Annotated in this window: 17 protein-coding genes; 9 read left to right on the top strand and 8 right to left on the bottom strand. The window is 67.6% G+C overall.

Translation table 11 applies throughout. The annotated features are described in order from the left end of the window. Positions 1-29: 29 nt before the first annotated feature. A complete protein-coding gene (locus tag M5E06_RS11280) occupies positions 30-266 on the bottom strand; it encodes a hypothetical protein (protein ID WP_252138225.1) in 237 nt (78 codons plus the stop codon). A gap of 344 nt (positions 267-610) precedes the next feature. Between M5E06_RS11280 and nhaA the strand changes: the two genes are divergently transcribed. From nhaA to M5E06_RS11260, 4 genes are all read left to right on the top strand, one after another. After that, positions 611-1813 carry a Na+/H+ antiporter NhaA gene (gene nhaA, locus M5E06_RS11275; protein WP_252138224.1) on the top strand — a complete coding sequence of 401 codons (1203 nt, stop codon included), beginning with the start codon at positions 611-613 and terminating at the stop codon, positions 1811-1813. Positions 1814-1975: 162 nt separating this feature from the next. Continuing rightward, on the top strand, positions 1976-2413 hold the full coding sequence (locus M5E06_RS11270; RefSeq protein ID WP_252138223.1) for a DUF4112 domain-containing protein: 438 nt from the start codon (positions 1976-1978) through the stop codon (positions 2411-2413). 68 nt (positions 2414-2481) lie between these two features. Beyond that, positions 2482-3894 carry an oxygen-independent coproporphyrinogen III oxidase gene (hemN, locus tag M5E06_RS11265; RefSeq protein ID WP_109075212.1) on the top strand — a complete coding sequence of 471 codons (1413 nt, stop codon included), beginning with the start codon at positions 2482-2484 and terminating at the stop codon, positions 3892-3894. A 340-nt stretch (positions 3895-4234) separates the two neighbouring features. After that, the gene (locus M5E06_RS11260; RefSeq protein WP_252138222.1) at positions 4235-4675 is read left to right on the top strand and encodes an SH3 domain-containing protein; all 441 of its coding nucleotides are present in this window, start codon (positions 4235-4237) and stop codon (positions 4673-4675) included. 30 nt (positions 4676-4705) lie between these two features. Here the strand turns inward: M5E06_RS11260 and M5E06_RS11255 are convergent, their stop codons facing one another. Beyond that, the gene (locus M5E06_RS11255; protein ID WP_252138221.1) at positions 4706-5830 is read right to left on the bottom strand and encodes an ISAs1 family transposase; all 1125 of its coding nucleotides are present in this window, start codon (positions 5828-5830) and stop codon (positions 4706-4708) included. A gap of 216 nt (positions 5831-6046) precedes the next feature. Between M5E06_RS11255 and M5E06_RS11250 the strand changes: the two genes are divergently transcribed. Next, complete coding sequence (locus tag M5E06_RS11250) at positions 6047-6991, top strand: ImuA family protein (protein ID WP_252138220.1); 945 nt, start codon at positions 6047-6049, stop codon at positions 6989-6991. Positions 6992-6998: 7 nt separating this feature from the next. Here M5E06_RS11250 and M5E06_RS11245 read toward each other — a convergent pair whose 3' ends face one another. Continuing rightward, positions 6999-7181, bottom strand: a complete 183-nt coding sequence (locus M5E06_RS11245) for a hypothetical protein (protein ID WP_149197804.1) — start codon at positions 7179-7181, stop codon at positions 6999-7001. A 421-nt stretch (positions 7182-7602) separates the two neighbouring features. Between M5E06_RS11245 and M5E06_RS11240 the strand changes: the two genes are divergently transcribed. Both M5E06_RS11240 and M5E06_RS11235 read left to right on the top strand, forming a co-directional pair. After that, entirely contained in the window at positions 7603-8238 is a 636-nt protein-coding gene (locus M5E06_RS11240; RefSeq protein ID WP_252138219.1) for a DTW domain-containing protein, read from the top strand. 277 nt (positions 8239-8515) lie between these two features. Further along, a complete protein-coding gene (locus tag M5E06_RS11235; RefSeq protein WP_252138218.1) occupies positions 8516-9097 on the top strand; it encodes a tyrosine phosphatase family protein in 582 nt (193 codons plus the stop codon). A 97-nt stretch (positions 9098-9194) separates the two neighbouring features. On the opposite strand, the gene M5E06_RS11230 is transcribed toward M5E06_RS11235, so the two are convergent. The 3 genes from M5E06_RS11230 to M5E06_RS11220 all read right to left on the bottom strand — a co-directional run bounded on the left by M5E06_RS11230 (position 9195) and on the right by M5E06_RS11220 (position 11715). Continuing rightward, positions 9195-9830 (bottom strand): 2OG-Fe(II) oxygenase, encoded by a 636-nt coding sequence (locus M5E06_RS11230; RefSeq protein ID WP_109152268.1) that lies wholly within the window; start codon positions 9828-9830, stop codon positions 9195-9197. Positions 9831-9908: 78 nt separating this feature from the next. Next, positions 9909-10565 (bottom strand): 2OG-Fe(II) oxygenase, encoded by a 657-nt coding sequence (locus M5E06_RS11225; RefSeq protein WP_252138217.1) that lies wholly within the window; start codon positions 10563-10565, stop codon positions 9909-9911. Between the two features lie 160 nt (positions 10566-10725). Continuing rightward, positions 10726-11715: a mitochondrial fission ELM1 family protein gene (locus M5E06_RS11220; RefSeq protein WP_252138216.1), complete on the bottom strand. Its 990-nt coding sequence runs from the start codon at positions 11713-11715 to the stop codon at positions 10726-10728. A gap of 152 nt (positions 11716-11867) precedes the next feature. Between M5E06_RS11220 and M5E06_RS11215 the strand changes: the two genes are divergently transcribed. Further along, on the top strand, positions 11868-12434 hold the full coding sequence (locus tag M5E06_RS11215) for an Lrp/AsnC family transcriptional regulator (RefSeq protein ID WP_085090385.1): 567 nt from the start codon (positions 11868-11870) through the stop codon (positions 12432-12434). Between the two features lie 33 nt (positions 12435-12467). Here M5E06_RS11215 and chrA read toward each other — a convergent pair whose 3' ends face one another. Beyond that, positions 12468-13769: a chromate efflux transporter gene (chrA, locus tag M5E06_RS11210; RefSeq protein ID WP_252138215.1), complete on the bottom strand. Its 1302-nt coding sequence runs from the start codon at positions 13767-13769 to the stop codon at positions 12468-12470. A 167-nt stretch (positions 13770-13936) separates the two neighbouring features. On the opposite strand from chrA, the gene M5E06_RS11205 reads away from it, so the two are divergent. Then, on the top strand, positions 13937-14866 hold the full coding sequence (locus tag M5E06_RS11205) for a dienelactone hydrolase family protein (RefSeq protein ID WP_252138214.1): 930 nt from the start codon (positions 13937-13939) through the stop codon (positions 14864-14866). 101 nt (positions 14867-14967) lie between these two features. Here M5E06_RS11205 and greA read toward each other — a convergent pair whose 3' ends face one another. Beyond that, on the bottom strand, positions 14968-15441 hold the full coding sequence (greA, locus tag M5E06_RS11200) for a transcription elongation factor GreA (protein ID WP_085090382.1): 474 nt from the start codon (positions 15439-15441) through the stop codon (positions 14968-14970). Between the last annotated feature and the right edge of the window lie 72 nt (positions 15442-15513).

Below are 15513 nucleotides of genomic sequence, written 5' to 3'. Positions count from 1 at the left end.
CCTTGCCGCTGATCCGGGGGCGGTGCGTTTCACCTCCAGGAGGCTGCGGCCCGCGGTCCGCCCGCCGTGGCGGGGAGGCGGCCGAAGGGGGCCGGCTCCACCTCGTGCCGCTCGACGGTCTGCCGGGTGGCCGTCCTGCCGTTCCAGGCGCGCCGGCGGACCGCCATCTGAAGCCGGCAATCCTGGGAGCAATAGAAGGGCGCCGGACCGCGGGCGGACGTGCGGACGAAGGGCCTGCCGCAGCAGGCGCAATAAAGCGTGGTCATGGTCGTTTCCTCCGGAACGGGCGGCCGTTTGCCGGCCTGCCCCGAGCCTTGCGGTGATCGCCTTGCAGGTGATCGCCCTTCGGCTCTGCTGATGCTGTTGGGTGAATTGTGTCGGCTGCCCTCAGACATCGCCAGCGATCAAAAGACATAAGCCCGACCGGCCTCAAGTATTCGGCGTCAAAATTCGGAGCAGCAGCAGCAGCTTAGATGCACGTGCGCGTCAATTCGCCGCGATGCTCTGCCGATCGTTGGCGTACGCATTTTTTCGACATCCGTGTCTTCCAACGGAAGCCTGACGGTGCCATTTGTTCCTTTCGACCAACAGACCGGAAAGACGAGACGCGATGACGCTTGGACGCCTCGCCACCTTCCTGAAAACCGAAAGCGCCAGCGGCGTGGTCCTGATGATTGCGGCGGTGCTCGCCCTGTTGTGGGCGAACTCGCCGGCGGCCCCGCTGTACGACACGATCCTGGCAACGAAACTGGCGGTGACGGCAGGGGGCGTCGGTTTGGACAAGCCGCTGATCCTGTGGATCAACGACGGGCTGATGGCGATCTTCTTCCTGCTGGTCGGGCTGGAGATCAAGCGCGAGGTGCTGGAGGGCGAATTGTCCAGCCCGGCCAAGGCGATGCTGCCGGGCATCGCCGCGCTGGGCGGCATGGCGGTGCCGGCGCTGGTCTATTGCCTGTTCGCCCAGGCCGAACCGGGTGCCCTGCAGGGCTGGGCGATCCCGGCGGCCACCGACATCGCCTTCGCTCTCGGCGTGCTGGCCCTGCTGGGCAACCGCGTGCCGGGCAGCCTGCGCGTCTTCCTGCTGGCGCTGGCGATCATGGACGATCTGGGCGCCATCGTGATCATCGCCGTCTTCTACAGCCACGGGCTGGTGCCGATGGCGCTGGGGCTGGCGGCGGCATCGGCCGTCGGGCTGTGGCTGCTGAACCGGGCCGGGGTGCGTTCGCTGACGCCCTATCTGCTGCTGGGGCTGGTGCTGTGGGTGTGCGTGCTGAAATCGGGCATCCACGCCACGCTGGCCGGTGTGGTGCTGGCCTTCGCCATTCCGCTGCGGGTCAAGGGTCCCGACGGCAAGCGGGCGGAGGATGCGCCGCTCTATTGCCTGGAGCATGCGCTGCACCCGTGGGTCGCCTTCCTCATCATGCCGGTCTTCGCTCTGGCCAACGCCGGCGTGCCGCTGGACGGCATCACCCCCGCCAGCCTGCTGGAGCCGGTGCCGCTGGGCATCGCGCTCGGCCTGTTCGTGGGCAAGCAGGTGGGCGTGTTCCTCGCCGTGTGGATCGCCGTGCATATCGGCGTGGTCGAGCGGCCGGCGCGGGCCAGCTGGGGTCAGGTCTACGGCGTCGCCGTTCTGACCGGCATCGGTTTCACCATGAGCCTGTTCATCGGGACGCTGGCCTTCGCCGACCCGGAGCATGCGGTGGCGGTGCGGCTGGGCGTGCTGACCGGCTCGCTCGCCTCGGCGCTGGTCGGTTACGGGCTGCTCCATGTCGCCGGCACAAGGCGGGCGCGGGCGGCGGCGCGGGCGACCTGATGCCGATCGGCGAAGGTTATCGTCAAAGATAGTCGCTCATGGTATCTGTTGGGCGCGCGAACTTTGTTCCGGGAAGGCGGAACCCGCGGGCGTGCTGGCCGGTTCTTCCTTGGTGGGGAGTCGCGCGGCAGGCGCGGGACCGACAGATCGGGGGGACATGCGATGATCGACGCCATCCGCACACGCCGGCGCACCGTTGCCGAAGATCCCCCGCCGGGCGGGTCCGGCAGCTCGATCCCCATCGACTTCCAGCGGCTGGAGCGGCTGCGCCGCCTGTCCCGCCTGATGGACAGCCGCTGGCACATCCCCTTCACCCGCATCCCGGTCGGGCTGGATGGCATCGCCAGCCTGGTGCCGGTGGCGGGCGACACCGCGACCGCGCTGGTTTCCGCCTACATCATCATGGAGGCCGCCCGCTTCGACCTGCCCAAGACGCTGGTGGCCCGCATGGTCTTCAACGTCCTGCTGGACTGGGCCGGCGGGTCCGTCCCGGTGCTGGGCACGGTGTTCGACATCGCCTTCAAGGCCAACCGGATGAACCTGAACCTGCTGCACGAGCATCTGGAACAGCGTCTGGCCGCCGCCGCGGCGAAGCGCTGAAAAGGCGGTCCCTGCGATCTTGACGTGGATCAAGGCGGGGGTGGGGGGACTGCGGCACTCTGTCGCTCATGAACGCCATCACCGCCCTGGCCGTAAAGCCGGCCCCCGCCCCGTCCCGTTCCCACGGTGTCGATCCCGCGCTGCTCGCCAAGTATGACGGGTTGCGGGTGCCGCGTTACACCAGCTACCCGACCGCGCCGCACTTCACCCCCAAGGTGAACGGCGACGTCTATGGCGGCTGGCTGGAGGCGATCGATCCCGCCCGCTCGGGTTCGCTCTACCTGCACATTCCCTTCTGCCAGAAGATGTGCTGGTACTGCGGCTGCCACACCAAGATCGTCGCGCGCTACGAGCCGATCGCCGAGTATCTCGGCCATCTGCGGCGCGAGATCGCCATGGTGGCGGAGCGCGTTCCCGGCCGGCTGGCGGTGCGCCACATCCATTTCGGCGGCGGCACCCCGACCATGATGGCGCCGGACGATTTCGAGGCGATCATCGCGCTGCTGCGCACCCGCTTCGACGTCGCCGCCGATGCCGAACTGGCGGTGGAGATCGACCCGCGCACCTTGACGGCGGAGATGTCCGCGGCGCTGGGCCGCGCCGGTGTCAACCGCGCCTCGCTGGGCGTGCAGGATTTCGACGAGACGGTGCAGCAGGCGATCAACCGCGTCCAGCCGCGCGCCGTCACCGAACAGGCGCTGGCCTGGCTGAAGGAGGCCGGGATCACCAGCGTCAACCTCGACCTGATGTACGGCCTGCCGCATCAGTCGGTGGAGAGCGTCACCCGTTCCGCCGAGATCGCGCTGGAGATGGCGCCGGACCGGCTGTCGGTCTTCGGCTACGCCCATGTGCCGTGGATGAAGACCCACCAGAAGAAGATCGACGAGGCGGCGCTGGCCGGTTCGATTGGCCGGTGGGAGCAGTTCGCCGCCATCGGCGACACGCTGGCCGCCGCCGGCTACAGCGCCATCGGTCTCGACCATTTCGCCCGTCCCGGCGATGAACTGGCGGTGCAGCAGGAGGAGGGGCGGCTGGGCCGCAACTTCCAGGGCTACACCACCGACGACGCCGAGGTGCTGCTGGGCTTCGGTTCCTCCTCCATCGGCGCGCTGCCGCAGGGCTATGTGCAGAACGCCGTACCCTTCGACCATTACGCCACCGCCATCGAGGAAGGCCGCCTACCCACCGGCAAGGGCATCGCGCTGACCACGGACGACAAGGTGCGGCGCGACCTGATCATGCGGCTGATGTGCGACCTGTCGGTCGACACCGCCGCCATCGCCCAAGCTCACGGCTTGCCTGAGTCGGCCTTCGACGCGGAGTTGGAGGGGATGGCCGATCTGGTCGCCGACGGTGTCGCGGTGGTGGAGGGCCGGCGCGTCCATGTGCCGGAGAGCGCCCGCCCCCTGATGCGCATCGTCGCCGCCCGTTTCGACACCCACCTGTCCAAGGGCGCCGGGCGGCACAGCCGGGCAGTCTGAGGCGGATTCGACCTTCCCCAACCGCTCCGACTTTGTTCAAAGGAAAAGGCGACCGGCGCCACCCGCCGGTCGCCTTTCCCCGTGCCGCGCATCCGAACCCACAAGGCTGCGCGGCAACCCCGGTGATGCCGGGCGTCTGGGCCGGGCATCCCGATGGAAGATACGCAGGGCAGCTCCGGGTTCCTGCGCAGCCCGTCCCAAAAAGCGCATAGCGACGTTGGGTGCGCTGCGGTGGCGAAATGGCCCCCGCCTCCTGTATGGTCGCGCCGAAGGTCCACGGCTCCCCCGTACCCTTCCCGCAAATCACCGATCCATATCAAGGTGAGCGATGATCCGGCGTGTGCGTTCCCTTCCGCTGATGGTGGCCCTGGCCACGCTGATGGTTCCCGGCTGCATGCCGTACCAGCGGATTCCGAATCCGCCGACCGTGCGCACCGCGCCCGATACCGGGGCGGGGCTGGAACCGATCTATGGGGAATGGCAGGTGGACAAGCCGACTCCGCTCCGCGCCCAGCCGTCCGCCGGTGCGGGCGTCGTCGCCACGCTGGGGGCAGGGCAGGCGGTGACCACGCTGGGCCGGGTGCACAACAGCGATTGGGTGGCGGTGAAGGCCGGCGGGTCCACCGCCTATGTCCGGCTGCATCTGCTCAGCCTGAAGAGCAATACGCCGCGCGGCAGCCGCGGCACCTCCACCACCCTGGAGAAGCCGGTCGACAATGCCGGCCCGACCATCAAGGCCGCCCCGCGCAGCAAGATCGGCGTCACGCCCATCGGCAATTGACCTGAGAGCACGGGAATCGCTTGAAGACATTCATGTCTTTCCATGAATGAGAGCGCCGAGGTAATCGGTTGACCAAGCAGCCATTTTCCGACGCACCTTGAGGGAATTTCGATCCTGGGGGGCTTTGAGGAGGTTGATGGCCATCCGTTTGACCAGGGCCATATTCCTAGGGCCAAAGCGGCTGCGGACGCGGGCGTGATCGTCGCCGAACACCACGTCGAGCACCCAGTGCAGAGCGTTCTCGATGCCCCAGTGCCCGCGCACCACGGCACCGAATGCGGCGGCGTCGAGCGGGCGCGAACTGAGGTAATAGCGCCGCGACTGGCTGAGGGCGCCGTTGCACTCGACGCTGGCTTCAATCAGCGCCACCGCCGCCAACTGCGGCCAATCATGCCGGCCCTTCAGCCATGCCACATCGTGCAGCACGTAATGACGGCGCACTTCGATGCGCCCGTGGTCGCCGTCGGTGGTCTGCGCCACCACCAGTCCGAAGTCGCCGTGTAGCCGGCGCTCCTCGAAAGCACGCCGCACGCTGGCGTGCAGGCCACGCTGGTTGGCCTTGAGCGCCAGCACATAGTCTGCACCTTGTCCGACGATCTGCTCGGCCAACTCGCGCTGACAGCCGATGGCGTCGATGGTCACCAGACAGCCAGGCAGAGCCACCCGTTCGAGCAGGCGCGGCAACGCGGTGATCTCGTTCGATTTGTCGGCCACCGCTTCCTGCGCCAGAACCAGACGCTGCCGACTGGCCCAAGCCGAGACCACATGCAGCGGGCGCGCTCCGGTGCGCCGGCTGCCCGAGCGCCGCATGGTCTTGCCATCCAGCGCGACGATCTCCGGGGCGCCGCCACACACCTCATCCACCCAAGCGGCGAAACACTCTTCGAACAGATCGGCGTCGAGCGCGTTGATCACGTCGTTGAGCGTGTCATGGCTGGGAACCCCGCGGGTGAACGGTGCGAAGCCGCGCAGAAAGCCGAGATGCTGACGTCCCCAGGCAGCCATCTCGACGAAATCGTCACAGCCGCTCAACGTGCCGCACAGCACCACCAGCAATACCTCGCGCAACGGATACACCACTTTGCACGCTTGGCGAGGGTCCTCCAGACCGCTCAGATGCCACAGAACTCCACGAACCGCTTCTTCTCCCTCCATCCAAACCTCCCTCCATGCGGAGGTTCCTATGAATCACAACCGCGTCACCACGGGAATCCTACAAGCGATTTCTTCAAGCGATTGCCCTGGACCTGAGAGGTCGGCGAGCCTTCGGGCAATCGGTCACAGGACAAGACAGGAGTCGCAGACTCCCCCTCGACATGGCTCCATGATAGAGCATATCAGGAACATATGCCTGTCGAGCGGAGTCGAGTCATGCCTGTCCTGTCGTCCCCTTCCCCGTCCGCGGAGGCTGCGCCGCGTGATCGTGCCGGCGTGCTGGCCGACCTGCGCGCGCGCATCCGGCGGATCGAGGGGGCGGGCGGGGAGGGAGGGAAGATCCTGCCGTTCGGCATCGACGCGGTCGACGGGCATCTGCCCGACGGCGGGCTGCCGCTGGGCTGCCTGCATGCGGTGGCGGCGGAGCATCCGGGGGCGGGCACCGGTTTCGCCGCGGCGCTGCTGGCCCGGCTGGCGACGCCGAGAATGCCGGCGCTGTGGATCCTGCGCGGGCGCGACCTGTATGCCCCGGGGCTGGCGGCCTATGGGCTGACGCCGGACCGGCTGGTGGCGGTGCGGGCGGTGCGGCCGGTCGATGCGCTGTGGGCGATGGAGGAGGCGCTGCGCTGCTCCGCCCTGTCGGCGGTGCTGGGCGAGCTGGAGGGGCTGGACCTCACCGCCAGCCGGCGGCTGCAACTCGCCGCCGAGTCGTCGGGGGTGACCGGCTTCCTGCTGGACGTGGGCGCGGGTTTGGGTGCGTCGGGTGGACGCAACCGGCTGGCGGAGGGCCGGCGGGCGGAAGGGCTCAGCGCCGCGGTGACCCGCTGGCGCTTGGATGCGGCACCCAGCCTGGATGGGGAGGAGGATGCGGCCCCGCGCCCGGCCGGAGGCCCGCCGGGACTGGGAAAAGCGCGCTGGTCCGTCGCGCTGGAACGGTGCCGGGGCGGTCGCCCGGGCCACTGGACCCTCTCCTGGGACGGGGAGGGCTGGCGCGACGTGGGGCAAGAGGATGGAACCGGCCTTGGGCAGGCCGCGCGAAGCGACTCGGGGCTATGGCCGGTCCGGCACTCGATGGCCCTGCACTCGATGGCCTCGCACTCGATGTCCGACAACCGACAGGGTCGTTTGTCGGATCACCGCAAACCGGCTATCGCGCGCTAGTGCCGAATCAGTAGTTGGTGGCCCAATCGGGCTCGCGGCGGGCGGGTTGCTCCGATCCGTCCGGCTCGGTCATCCAGCGCGGGTCGTCGGCATCCAGCGGTGCGTAAAGCGGCAGCTGGCGGGCGAATTCCGCGCTGTCGGCATCGCGGCGCTGCTTCAGCAGGCGGTCGGCAAGGTGGGCGGGCAGCATGGCAGGTCTCCTTCTGAGCGCCGGATGGCACCGTGGATCAGCCTGACTAAGGCCGGTCCTGGCCCACCCGTCGTCCTGTTTGCCTGGATAATAACTACGCAAGTTCCAGGCCAGCTGTTAAGCGCGTCACACGAGTTCCATGACACACGACTAAGTCTCTACAAACGGTTTATACGAAGCCACTCGAACCCACATGAACCGGTATGACACGAGGGACACTGTCGTACACGCCGTGGCGGCCATCGCCCTTCGATCGGGCATCGCCGCCGTACCGTGTGAGATGTGTTCCCTTCCGTGCCGTTCCAACCCATATTCGGGGCCAATCCTCTTCAAGGAATGCGTACCTCCCATGCACAGCGCCCCCGTACCCGATTCTTGCCCGACCTGCCTAAAACCTAATCATCTGTGCGTTTGCGAGGCAGTGCAGCCGATCAAGAACGGCGTGTTCCTGCTGATCCTGCAGCACCCGCAGGAGAAGCGGGAAAATCTGGGCACCGCCCAGATCGCCCATCTGCAGTTCGCCAACTCGATGGTGAAGGTCGGGCTGAGCTGGCCGGGGCTGAAGCGCATCCTGGGGCGGGAGGTCGATCCCAAGCGCTGGGGCGTGCTGTATCTCGGCCCGGTGAAGGACGGCGGCGCTCCCCGGCCGGAGGTGGCGGTGGTCGACAAGGACGGCCAGCCGCTCCGCGACAGCGCCGACATCCTGGAGGATCTGGAGGGCGTCATCGTCCTGGACGGCACCTGGAGCCAGGCCAAGACCCTGTGGTGGCGCAATGCCTGGCTGCTGAAATGCCGCCGCATCGTGCTGAACCCGCAGTTCCGCTCACTCTATGGGCAGGCGCGCAAGGAGCCGCGGCGCGACAGCGTCTCCACCCTGGAGGCCGGCGCCTTCCTGCTGTCGCGGCTGGAGGGTGACCAGACCATCATGGACACCGCGCTGAAGCCCTTCTCGCTGCTGCTGAAGAAGCTGCGCACCCGCCGCCCGCGTCCGACGCCGCCGTCTGCTGAAGACGCCGGCCCGGCCGTTTCCGACGGCGAGGGGAGCGACGAGGCCTGAGGGTCTTATCCGCCGCTGCAACCAACCGGCGGCCGCACCGTTGTAACGGGTGAGAGGGCCGGCTCCGGCCGGTCGGATCGCCCGTTGCAACGACGGAAGGAGAGGCTTCGTGCGCGGTATTCTGCTGTGGCTGGTCGGCATTCCGATTCCCGTCATCCTCCTGCTCTATCTGTTCAACGTTCTTTGACCTGACCGCCGGGTTGACGGCGCTGCGGCACCGGGTGCCAAATGCGCTTCCCCAGCCCTCCGTTTCCTTCCTCCGCAATCGAACGAGAGAATGATGGCCAGCGATTTCGTGCCTTTCGGCCTGACCGTCTGCGGTCTCAGCGAGCTTTGCAATTTCGGCGGCGGCAAGGTCAGCCACGTGCTGTCCATCCTCGACCCCGAGATGACGGAGCCGAGCGAGTTCGGCGATTACGGCGAGCATGAGCGGCTGGAACTGCGCTTCCACGACATCATCGAACCGACCCGCGGCCAGATCGCACCGGAACGGTCGGATGTGGAACGCATCCTGGCCTTCGGCCGCGACCTGCTGGCCGAGCCGGTGGATTGCCGCCATCTGCTGGTCCACTGCCATGCCGGCGTATCGCGGTCCACCGCTGCGCTGACCATGATCCTGGCCCAGGCGCGCCCCGACCTTCCGGCGGCCGACGCGGTGGGGACGGTGGTGGGCATCCGCGCCCAGACCTGGCCCAACCTGCGCATGATCGAGTTCGCCGACGATATCCTCGGCCGCAACGGTGATCTGGTCGCCGCCGTCCGCCAGCGTCACCGCACGCTGGGCAAGCAGCGCCCGGAACTGGTCCAGTTCATGATCGACAATGGCCGCATCCGCGAGGTCGAGGATCTGATCGACTGAGAAGGGATGCGGTCCTTCGGAGTTTCACGTCTTTCGGCCGTCATCTCCGCCTTCGCGGGGATGACGGCGGATAATCGGCCCTAAAAACCCACCGTCCTCAATAGCCTGCCGACTGCTGGCCGCCGAAGACGCCCTTTGCCCAGGCGCCGATGCGGTGGCGCCACTGTTCGTGCCAGATATAGACGCTGCCCTTGACCCAGTTCATCTGGATCGCGCGGCGCTGGCCTTCGAAGGGATAGTGGCCGTGCCAGGAGGTGTCGCTGCGGCGGAAGCACATCAGGGTGCCTTCCTCCGGCGGGACCTCGGCGGCGTAATCCTCCAGGTTCTGGGAGCGCAGGATGCGCAGGCGGCCGCCGGTCGCCTCCCAGGGCGGGTTCATGTAGATCAGCACGGTGATGACCTTGCTGGCCGAATCCGGATGGATCTTGCCGTCGGTCGGCCGGCACATGCCGCGCGCCGTGAACATGGTCGGATACTTCGACAGATCCAGACCGAACTTGTCGGAGAAGGCCTTGCAGACCTCCGGCCCCTTCAGTTCGGCGATCATCCGGTCGAAGCTCGGCCCCTGCGGGAAGACGCCCAGCGGGATCGAACCGGGCTTGTCGACCTTGGGATAGTCGCGGTGCAGCTCTTCAAGAAACTCCCGCTTCACGAAACCCGGAACGCACAGAAAATCATAGGGATCGTGCTGCAGGGGGGTGGCGCGGAATTTGTCCAGATCAAGCATGGACATGGCTATGGAACTCCCAAAGAGCGTGCCGACGATGGCTTTGCCCCCCAAAACCGGCGTCACTTAACCACGACGGAAGTTTTATGCAACAGGTTTGTCTGGGAAGCACAACTCTTGCCGTGCCCGCCATTCGGGGCCGACATAGTTGACGATGATCGATTTGCGCACGCCGTCGATCGGACGTTTCTCGAACCCATGCCAAGTATTGCTTCCGGGGATGAAGATCAGCCCCTCGTTGAAGGCGTAGGGCGCGCGGGCGACGACCGTCCGGCTCTCGTCCAGCACGTCGGTGCCCCAATGCGAGCAGTTCGGCCCCTTCGAGAGATAGATCAGCATCGTGTATTTCTTGACGCCGATGTCGGTGTGCGGTTCCAGCCAGAAGCCGTCGGTGTCCTGGCAATATTCGATGCGCAGGCTGGTGCCGGTCAGGTCGACGTTGCAGGTCTTCTGGATGGCGTCCACGACCGGGCGGCTCTGGAAGGCCTGGGCCACCGTCTCGCACACGGCATATTTGGCGCGGTTTTCCTCACCGAAATAGGTGCGCGACGCATTGTTGGTCTCGCGCTTGCCATAGGTGTCGGACACCGGCGGCGGCCCCCAGGGCAGGTCGGCGATGGCGTCGGCGGACTCCTCCGGCAACGCCTCGGTCAGCAGCCAGTGATTGTACGGCTGGTCGAACGGCCGGCTATTTTCTAGGCAACGCAGGAAGGAGGCGGAAACGGCGTCGGGGGTGGTCATGGCGGCGGGTTCCGGATGGAAGGACGGCCCCGGACCGTGCTTTTCGGAGACGGCCGGTTCGCCAGCGCTTATGACATGGCCCACGGCGGAACTCTGCCCCCAAACCGGTCTTGCCAGCGGGGTGCGCGCATTGGTCGCGCCGCACCCCGCCGGCTTGTCGCTACAGACCGAATCGCTTGCGGTGGGCGGACAGGCGGCGGCGCACCTCGTCGGCCACCACCTCCGTCTCGTTCAGCGGCGGATAGCTCCACTGGTCCAGCGACCCGTCGAAGGGCCGCGTGATGCCGTCCTGGTACAGCCCGTCATGGAAGGCACGGAACTTGGGCGATCCGCCCTCCAGCTCGATCACATAGACCGGCTTGCCGGTGGAGCAGGCCTCCGACGTCATCGACACGCTGTCGCAGGTCACCACCACCGCATCCGCCAAGCCGAGATAGGCGAAGTAAGGATTCTCGCCGGTGCCGTCCCACACCTCCGCCGGCAGGCCGGACAGGCGGGCGCGCAGGATCGCCTCGTTGTCGGCGCCGGTCCGGCGCGACGGGGTGACCATCAGCCCGGCGCCGTGGGTGCGCGTCAGGTTGGCCAGCCTCTCGGCCACGTCGCCCATGATTGTGGGCGTCAGGCGGTAGACGCCGTTGTCGCCGCCGATCAGCACGGCGATGCGCGGGTGCGGCAGATGGGCCAGCTTTGGGGCGAATCGCTCTGCCGCGTCGGCCAGGATGGCGGGCGTCACCCGGTGCAGGGCGCCGCGGGTCACCAGCACATTGTCGCCGCGCAGCTTGTCGTGGCGCGGCACGACGACGAGGTCGAAATGCCGCGGGTTCATCACCGGATCCTGGATCTGGACGGTGAAGGTCCGGCCGCCCGACTGGCGGCGCACCGCCAGCGAGACGGCGATGGACTGCCGCCCGGTGCCGATCAGGATGTCGGGCCAGGGCGGCTCCACCGGATCGCCTTTCGGACCGGCGGCGAAGCGGTTGCCGATGCGCCAGTAGGGGGTCAGCTGGCGCCAGGGCGTGCGCAGGTGGACGCGCTTGACGACCGGCGTCAGGCCAAGCGACTCCGCCAGGCCGATGCACTGGTTTTCCATGCCGGCCTTGCCGTCCGACACGACCCAGCAGGTAAGGGGCCAGCAGGTCAAAGGTTGCATGAGAACTCGGATCGTTGTGGCTGCGAAGGGGATTGCGGCGAAAAGACCGTTATCCGGGTTGCTCGCCCTTGCGGGGGTTTCCGTCTTGGCGTAGACACCATGCCCGTGTAATATCCTTTCTCCAAATCACCCCCGGAGCGACCGAGTAAACCATGCGGCGGGTCAAACTCGACCGAATTGACCGTCGGATTCTGCGCGATCTGCAGAACGACGGCCGGATGACCAATGTGGAGCTTGCCCGACGTGCCGGCATCTCCGCTCCGCCCTGCCTGCGCCGCGTCCGCGCGCTGGAGGAGGCGGGATTCATCCGTGGCTACCACGCCGACGTCAACCCCGATGCACTCGGGTTCGGCGTCACGGTGTTCGCCCAGGTCGGCCTCAGCAGCCAGGCCGAAGCGGACCTAAAGAAATTCGAGGAGCTCGTCAACAGCTGGCCGCTGGTGCGTGAGTGCAACATGCTGGCCGGCGAATATGATTTCATCCTGAAGATCGTGGCGGAGGACTGGGACGACTACCAGCGCTTCCTGACGACCAAGCTGACGGCGGCCCCCAACGTCGCCCATGTGAAGTCGGCGCTGTCGATCCGCACCAGCAAGCATACCCCCGGCGTTCCCATCGACGTCGATTCGCCCGACATCCCGGAAGGGACCGAGGACGACGAGGACGAGGATTTCGTCGAGGACGAGGCCGAGACGCCCGCCCGCGCCACCCGGCGCTGAGCGGGGTCAGGGGCTCGCCTTACAAGGAAGATGCTATAGGGAAGATGCGGCGAGCGCCTGGAGCAGGCCCGCCGCGGCTCCCCCCAGCACCACCCAGTGGATCGCCATGTTGCGGCGGGTCAGCGCATAGAGCCCGGCCAGCATGATCGCCCAGGTCCAGATCATGTGCCCGTCCGTCCGGCCGTCCGGCAGCAGCACAGCCACCCCCAGATAGACGCCCAGGTTCAGGATCACCCCCACCACCGCCGCGGCGATGGCGGCCAGCGCCCCCGTGGCCAGACGGTTGTGGATCAGCCGCTCCACATAGGGCGCGCCGGCGAAGATGAACAGGAAGCAGGGCAGGAAGGTGACGTAGGTCGTCAGCGCCGCCCCCAGTGCTCCCGCCAGCGCCGGTGACAGCGCGCCCGGCCGGTTCCAGCCGGCGAAGAAGCCGACATATTGCGTCACCAGGATCAGCGGCCCCGGAGTCGTCTCGGCCAATGCCAAGCCGTCGACCATCTCGCGCGGGCTGAGCCAGCCATAGGCGTCCACCGCCTGCCCGGCGATGTAGGGCAGCACGGCATAGGCGCCGCCGAAGGTGACGAGGGCAGCCTTGGTGAACAGCGCCGCGACGCCGCGCCAGGGGTCGCTCCCGAAGGCCAGCAGGATTGCTCCGACCGGAACCAGCCACAGCAGGACGAACAGGCCCGCAAGGACCGCCAGCCGGCCGCGTCCCGGCGCCGCCTCCGCCGGGTCGGCATCGCTGTCGGTCAGCGGATGCGGGTGGGCGAACCAGTGGCGGCCGGCATGCGCGGCCACGCCGCCGATCACCGCTGCGGTGCCGATCACCAGCGGGAAGGGCAGGTGCAGCGCGAACAGCGCCAGGAAGGCGGCGCCGGCCATGGCGACGGCTGCCGGCCCCTTCAGCGTGCGGCGGCCCATCCGCCAGACCGCGGCGGCGATGATCGCCACCACCGCCGGTTTGATGCCGTCGAACAGCGCAGCGACCGGTCCGGCGTCGCCATGGGCGGCGGCGATCCAGGACAGGGCGAGCAAGACCAGCGCTCCCGGCAGCACGAACAGCCCGCCCGCCACCAACCCGCCGCGCACGCCATACATCCGCCAGCCGATGTAGGTGGCGAGCTGCTGGGCCTCCGGGCCCGGCAGCAGCATGCAGAAGTTCAGCGCGTGCAGAAAGCGGGTCTGGTCGATCCAGCGGCCGCGGTCGACCAGCTCGCTCTGCATCATCGCGATCTGCCCGGCCGGCCCGCCGAAGCTGGTCAGCCCCAGCCGCAGCCAATAGAGGCAGAAGGCGCCGAAGGGCGGGGTGGGGGAGCGGGATTCGGATTCGGTCATGGCCCCGCACCCTAGCGCAAACGTCGCCGCAAGGCAGCCGCCGACACCTAATCCCGGCGATGGAGACAATTGCGGGCCGCCCATGGTCTTCCGCATCGCAGAGGATTAATATTGCAACCGCGAGCGCCGCCGTCGTGGCTGGCGCCGGACGTCGGGGACGTTGCAGAATGAAGGCTTCCGCCCGCGGTCGCGCGGCTGTGTTGGGCGCGGCGCTGTGTGCCGGTGTCGGGGTGATGGTTCTCGGGCAATTGGCGCTGGCGGGGCCGGCGCAGGCCGCCGTCGGCGTCCATGCCGAGGAGATCGTGCGCTTTCCCTCCGCCGACGGGGATCTGACCGGCGGGGCGCCGACGATGCTGAGCGGCCGGCTGCTGCGGCCCGCTGGCAACGGTCCGCATCCGGCGGTGGTCATGCTGCATGGCTGCGGCGGTCTCTATGCCCGCAACGGCCGGGTGTCGCCGCGCCATGTCTGGTGGGCCACCCACCTGCAGCGGCAGGGCTTCGAGGTGCTGATGGTCGACAGCTTCGGGCCGCGCGATGTGGAGGAGGTCTGCACCACCGCGCTGAAGGACCGCACCGTCCGCGCCACAATGGAGCGCAAGCGCGACGCCTGGGGGGCGCTGGCCTTCCTGCGCAAGCGGCCGGACGTCGATCATGAGCGCATCGGCCTGATCGGCTGGTCGCAGGGCGCCAGCACCGTGCTGGCCGCCTATAGCGCCGGCGAGGATGGACCGGCCGGGACGGAGGAGGGCGGCTTCCGTGCCGCCGTGGCCTTCTACCCCGGCTGCAAGGCGCCGTTGAGCAACGAGGACTGGCAGCCCGACGGTCCGCTTCTGCTGCTGGCCGGCGGCAAGGACGATTGGACGCCGCCGCAGGCCTGCATTGATCTGGCCGGCCGCGACGGGGTCAAGGACAAGGTCGATCTGGTGGTCTACCCCGACGCCTATCACGGCTTCGATGCGCCGGACGCCCCGGTGCGCAAGCGCCAGGATCTTGCCACCGTCCCCGGCGGCACCGCCCACGTCGGCACCAACGAAGACGCCCGCTCGGATGCGATCCAGCGGGTGATGGAGTTTTTCAAAGAGAAGCTTGGGGGGTGAGGGGCGGCGGCCCCTTACCGAGAATCCACTCTGTGCATCCCCCTCACCCCGACCCTCTCCCCGAAGGGAGAGGGGGGATTTTGGGGGAGAGGGTTACACCCTCAACGGAACTCGACCGAAACGATCTCGTACAGCTTGGAGCCGCCGGGGGTGGAAACTTCCACGCTGTCGCCGACGGCCTTGTTGATCAGGGCGCGGGCCAGCGGCGCCTGGATCGACAGAAGGCGGTTCTTGATGTCGCTCTCGTCCTGGCCGACGATCTGATAGGTCGTCTCCTCGTCCGTGTCCTGGTCGGCCAGGGTCACGGTCGCACCGAACTTCACGGTGTTGCCGGTCAGCTTGGCCGGGTCGATGACCTCGGCCCGGCTGATCTTGTCCTCAAGCTCCAGCACGCGGCCTTCAATGAAGCTCTGACGTTCGCGCGCCGCGTGATACTCGGCGTTTTCCGAAAGGTCGCCATGTTCGCGGGCTTCCGCGATGGCTTTGATGACCGCCGGGCGTTCGGTGATCTTAAGGTGCTTCAATTCCTCCTGGAGGCGGTTGAAGCCCGCCGCTGTCATCGGAACTTTTTCCATGTTCGGTCCATCACCGCTTGCAGTCGTTCGACCTGTCCAAAGCGACATCAAGGACGAAGACGGCGCGGAGGA

This window comes from Azospirillum sp. A1-3, assembly GCF_023806445.1.
In the GTDB taxonomy this organism is placed as follows: Bacteria; Pseudomonadota; Alphaproteobacteria; order Azospirillales; family Azospirillaceae; genus Azospirillum.
This window is presented reverse-complemented; position numbering and strand designations above follow the sequence as displayed.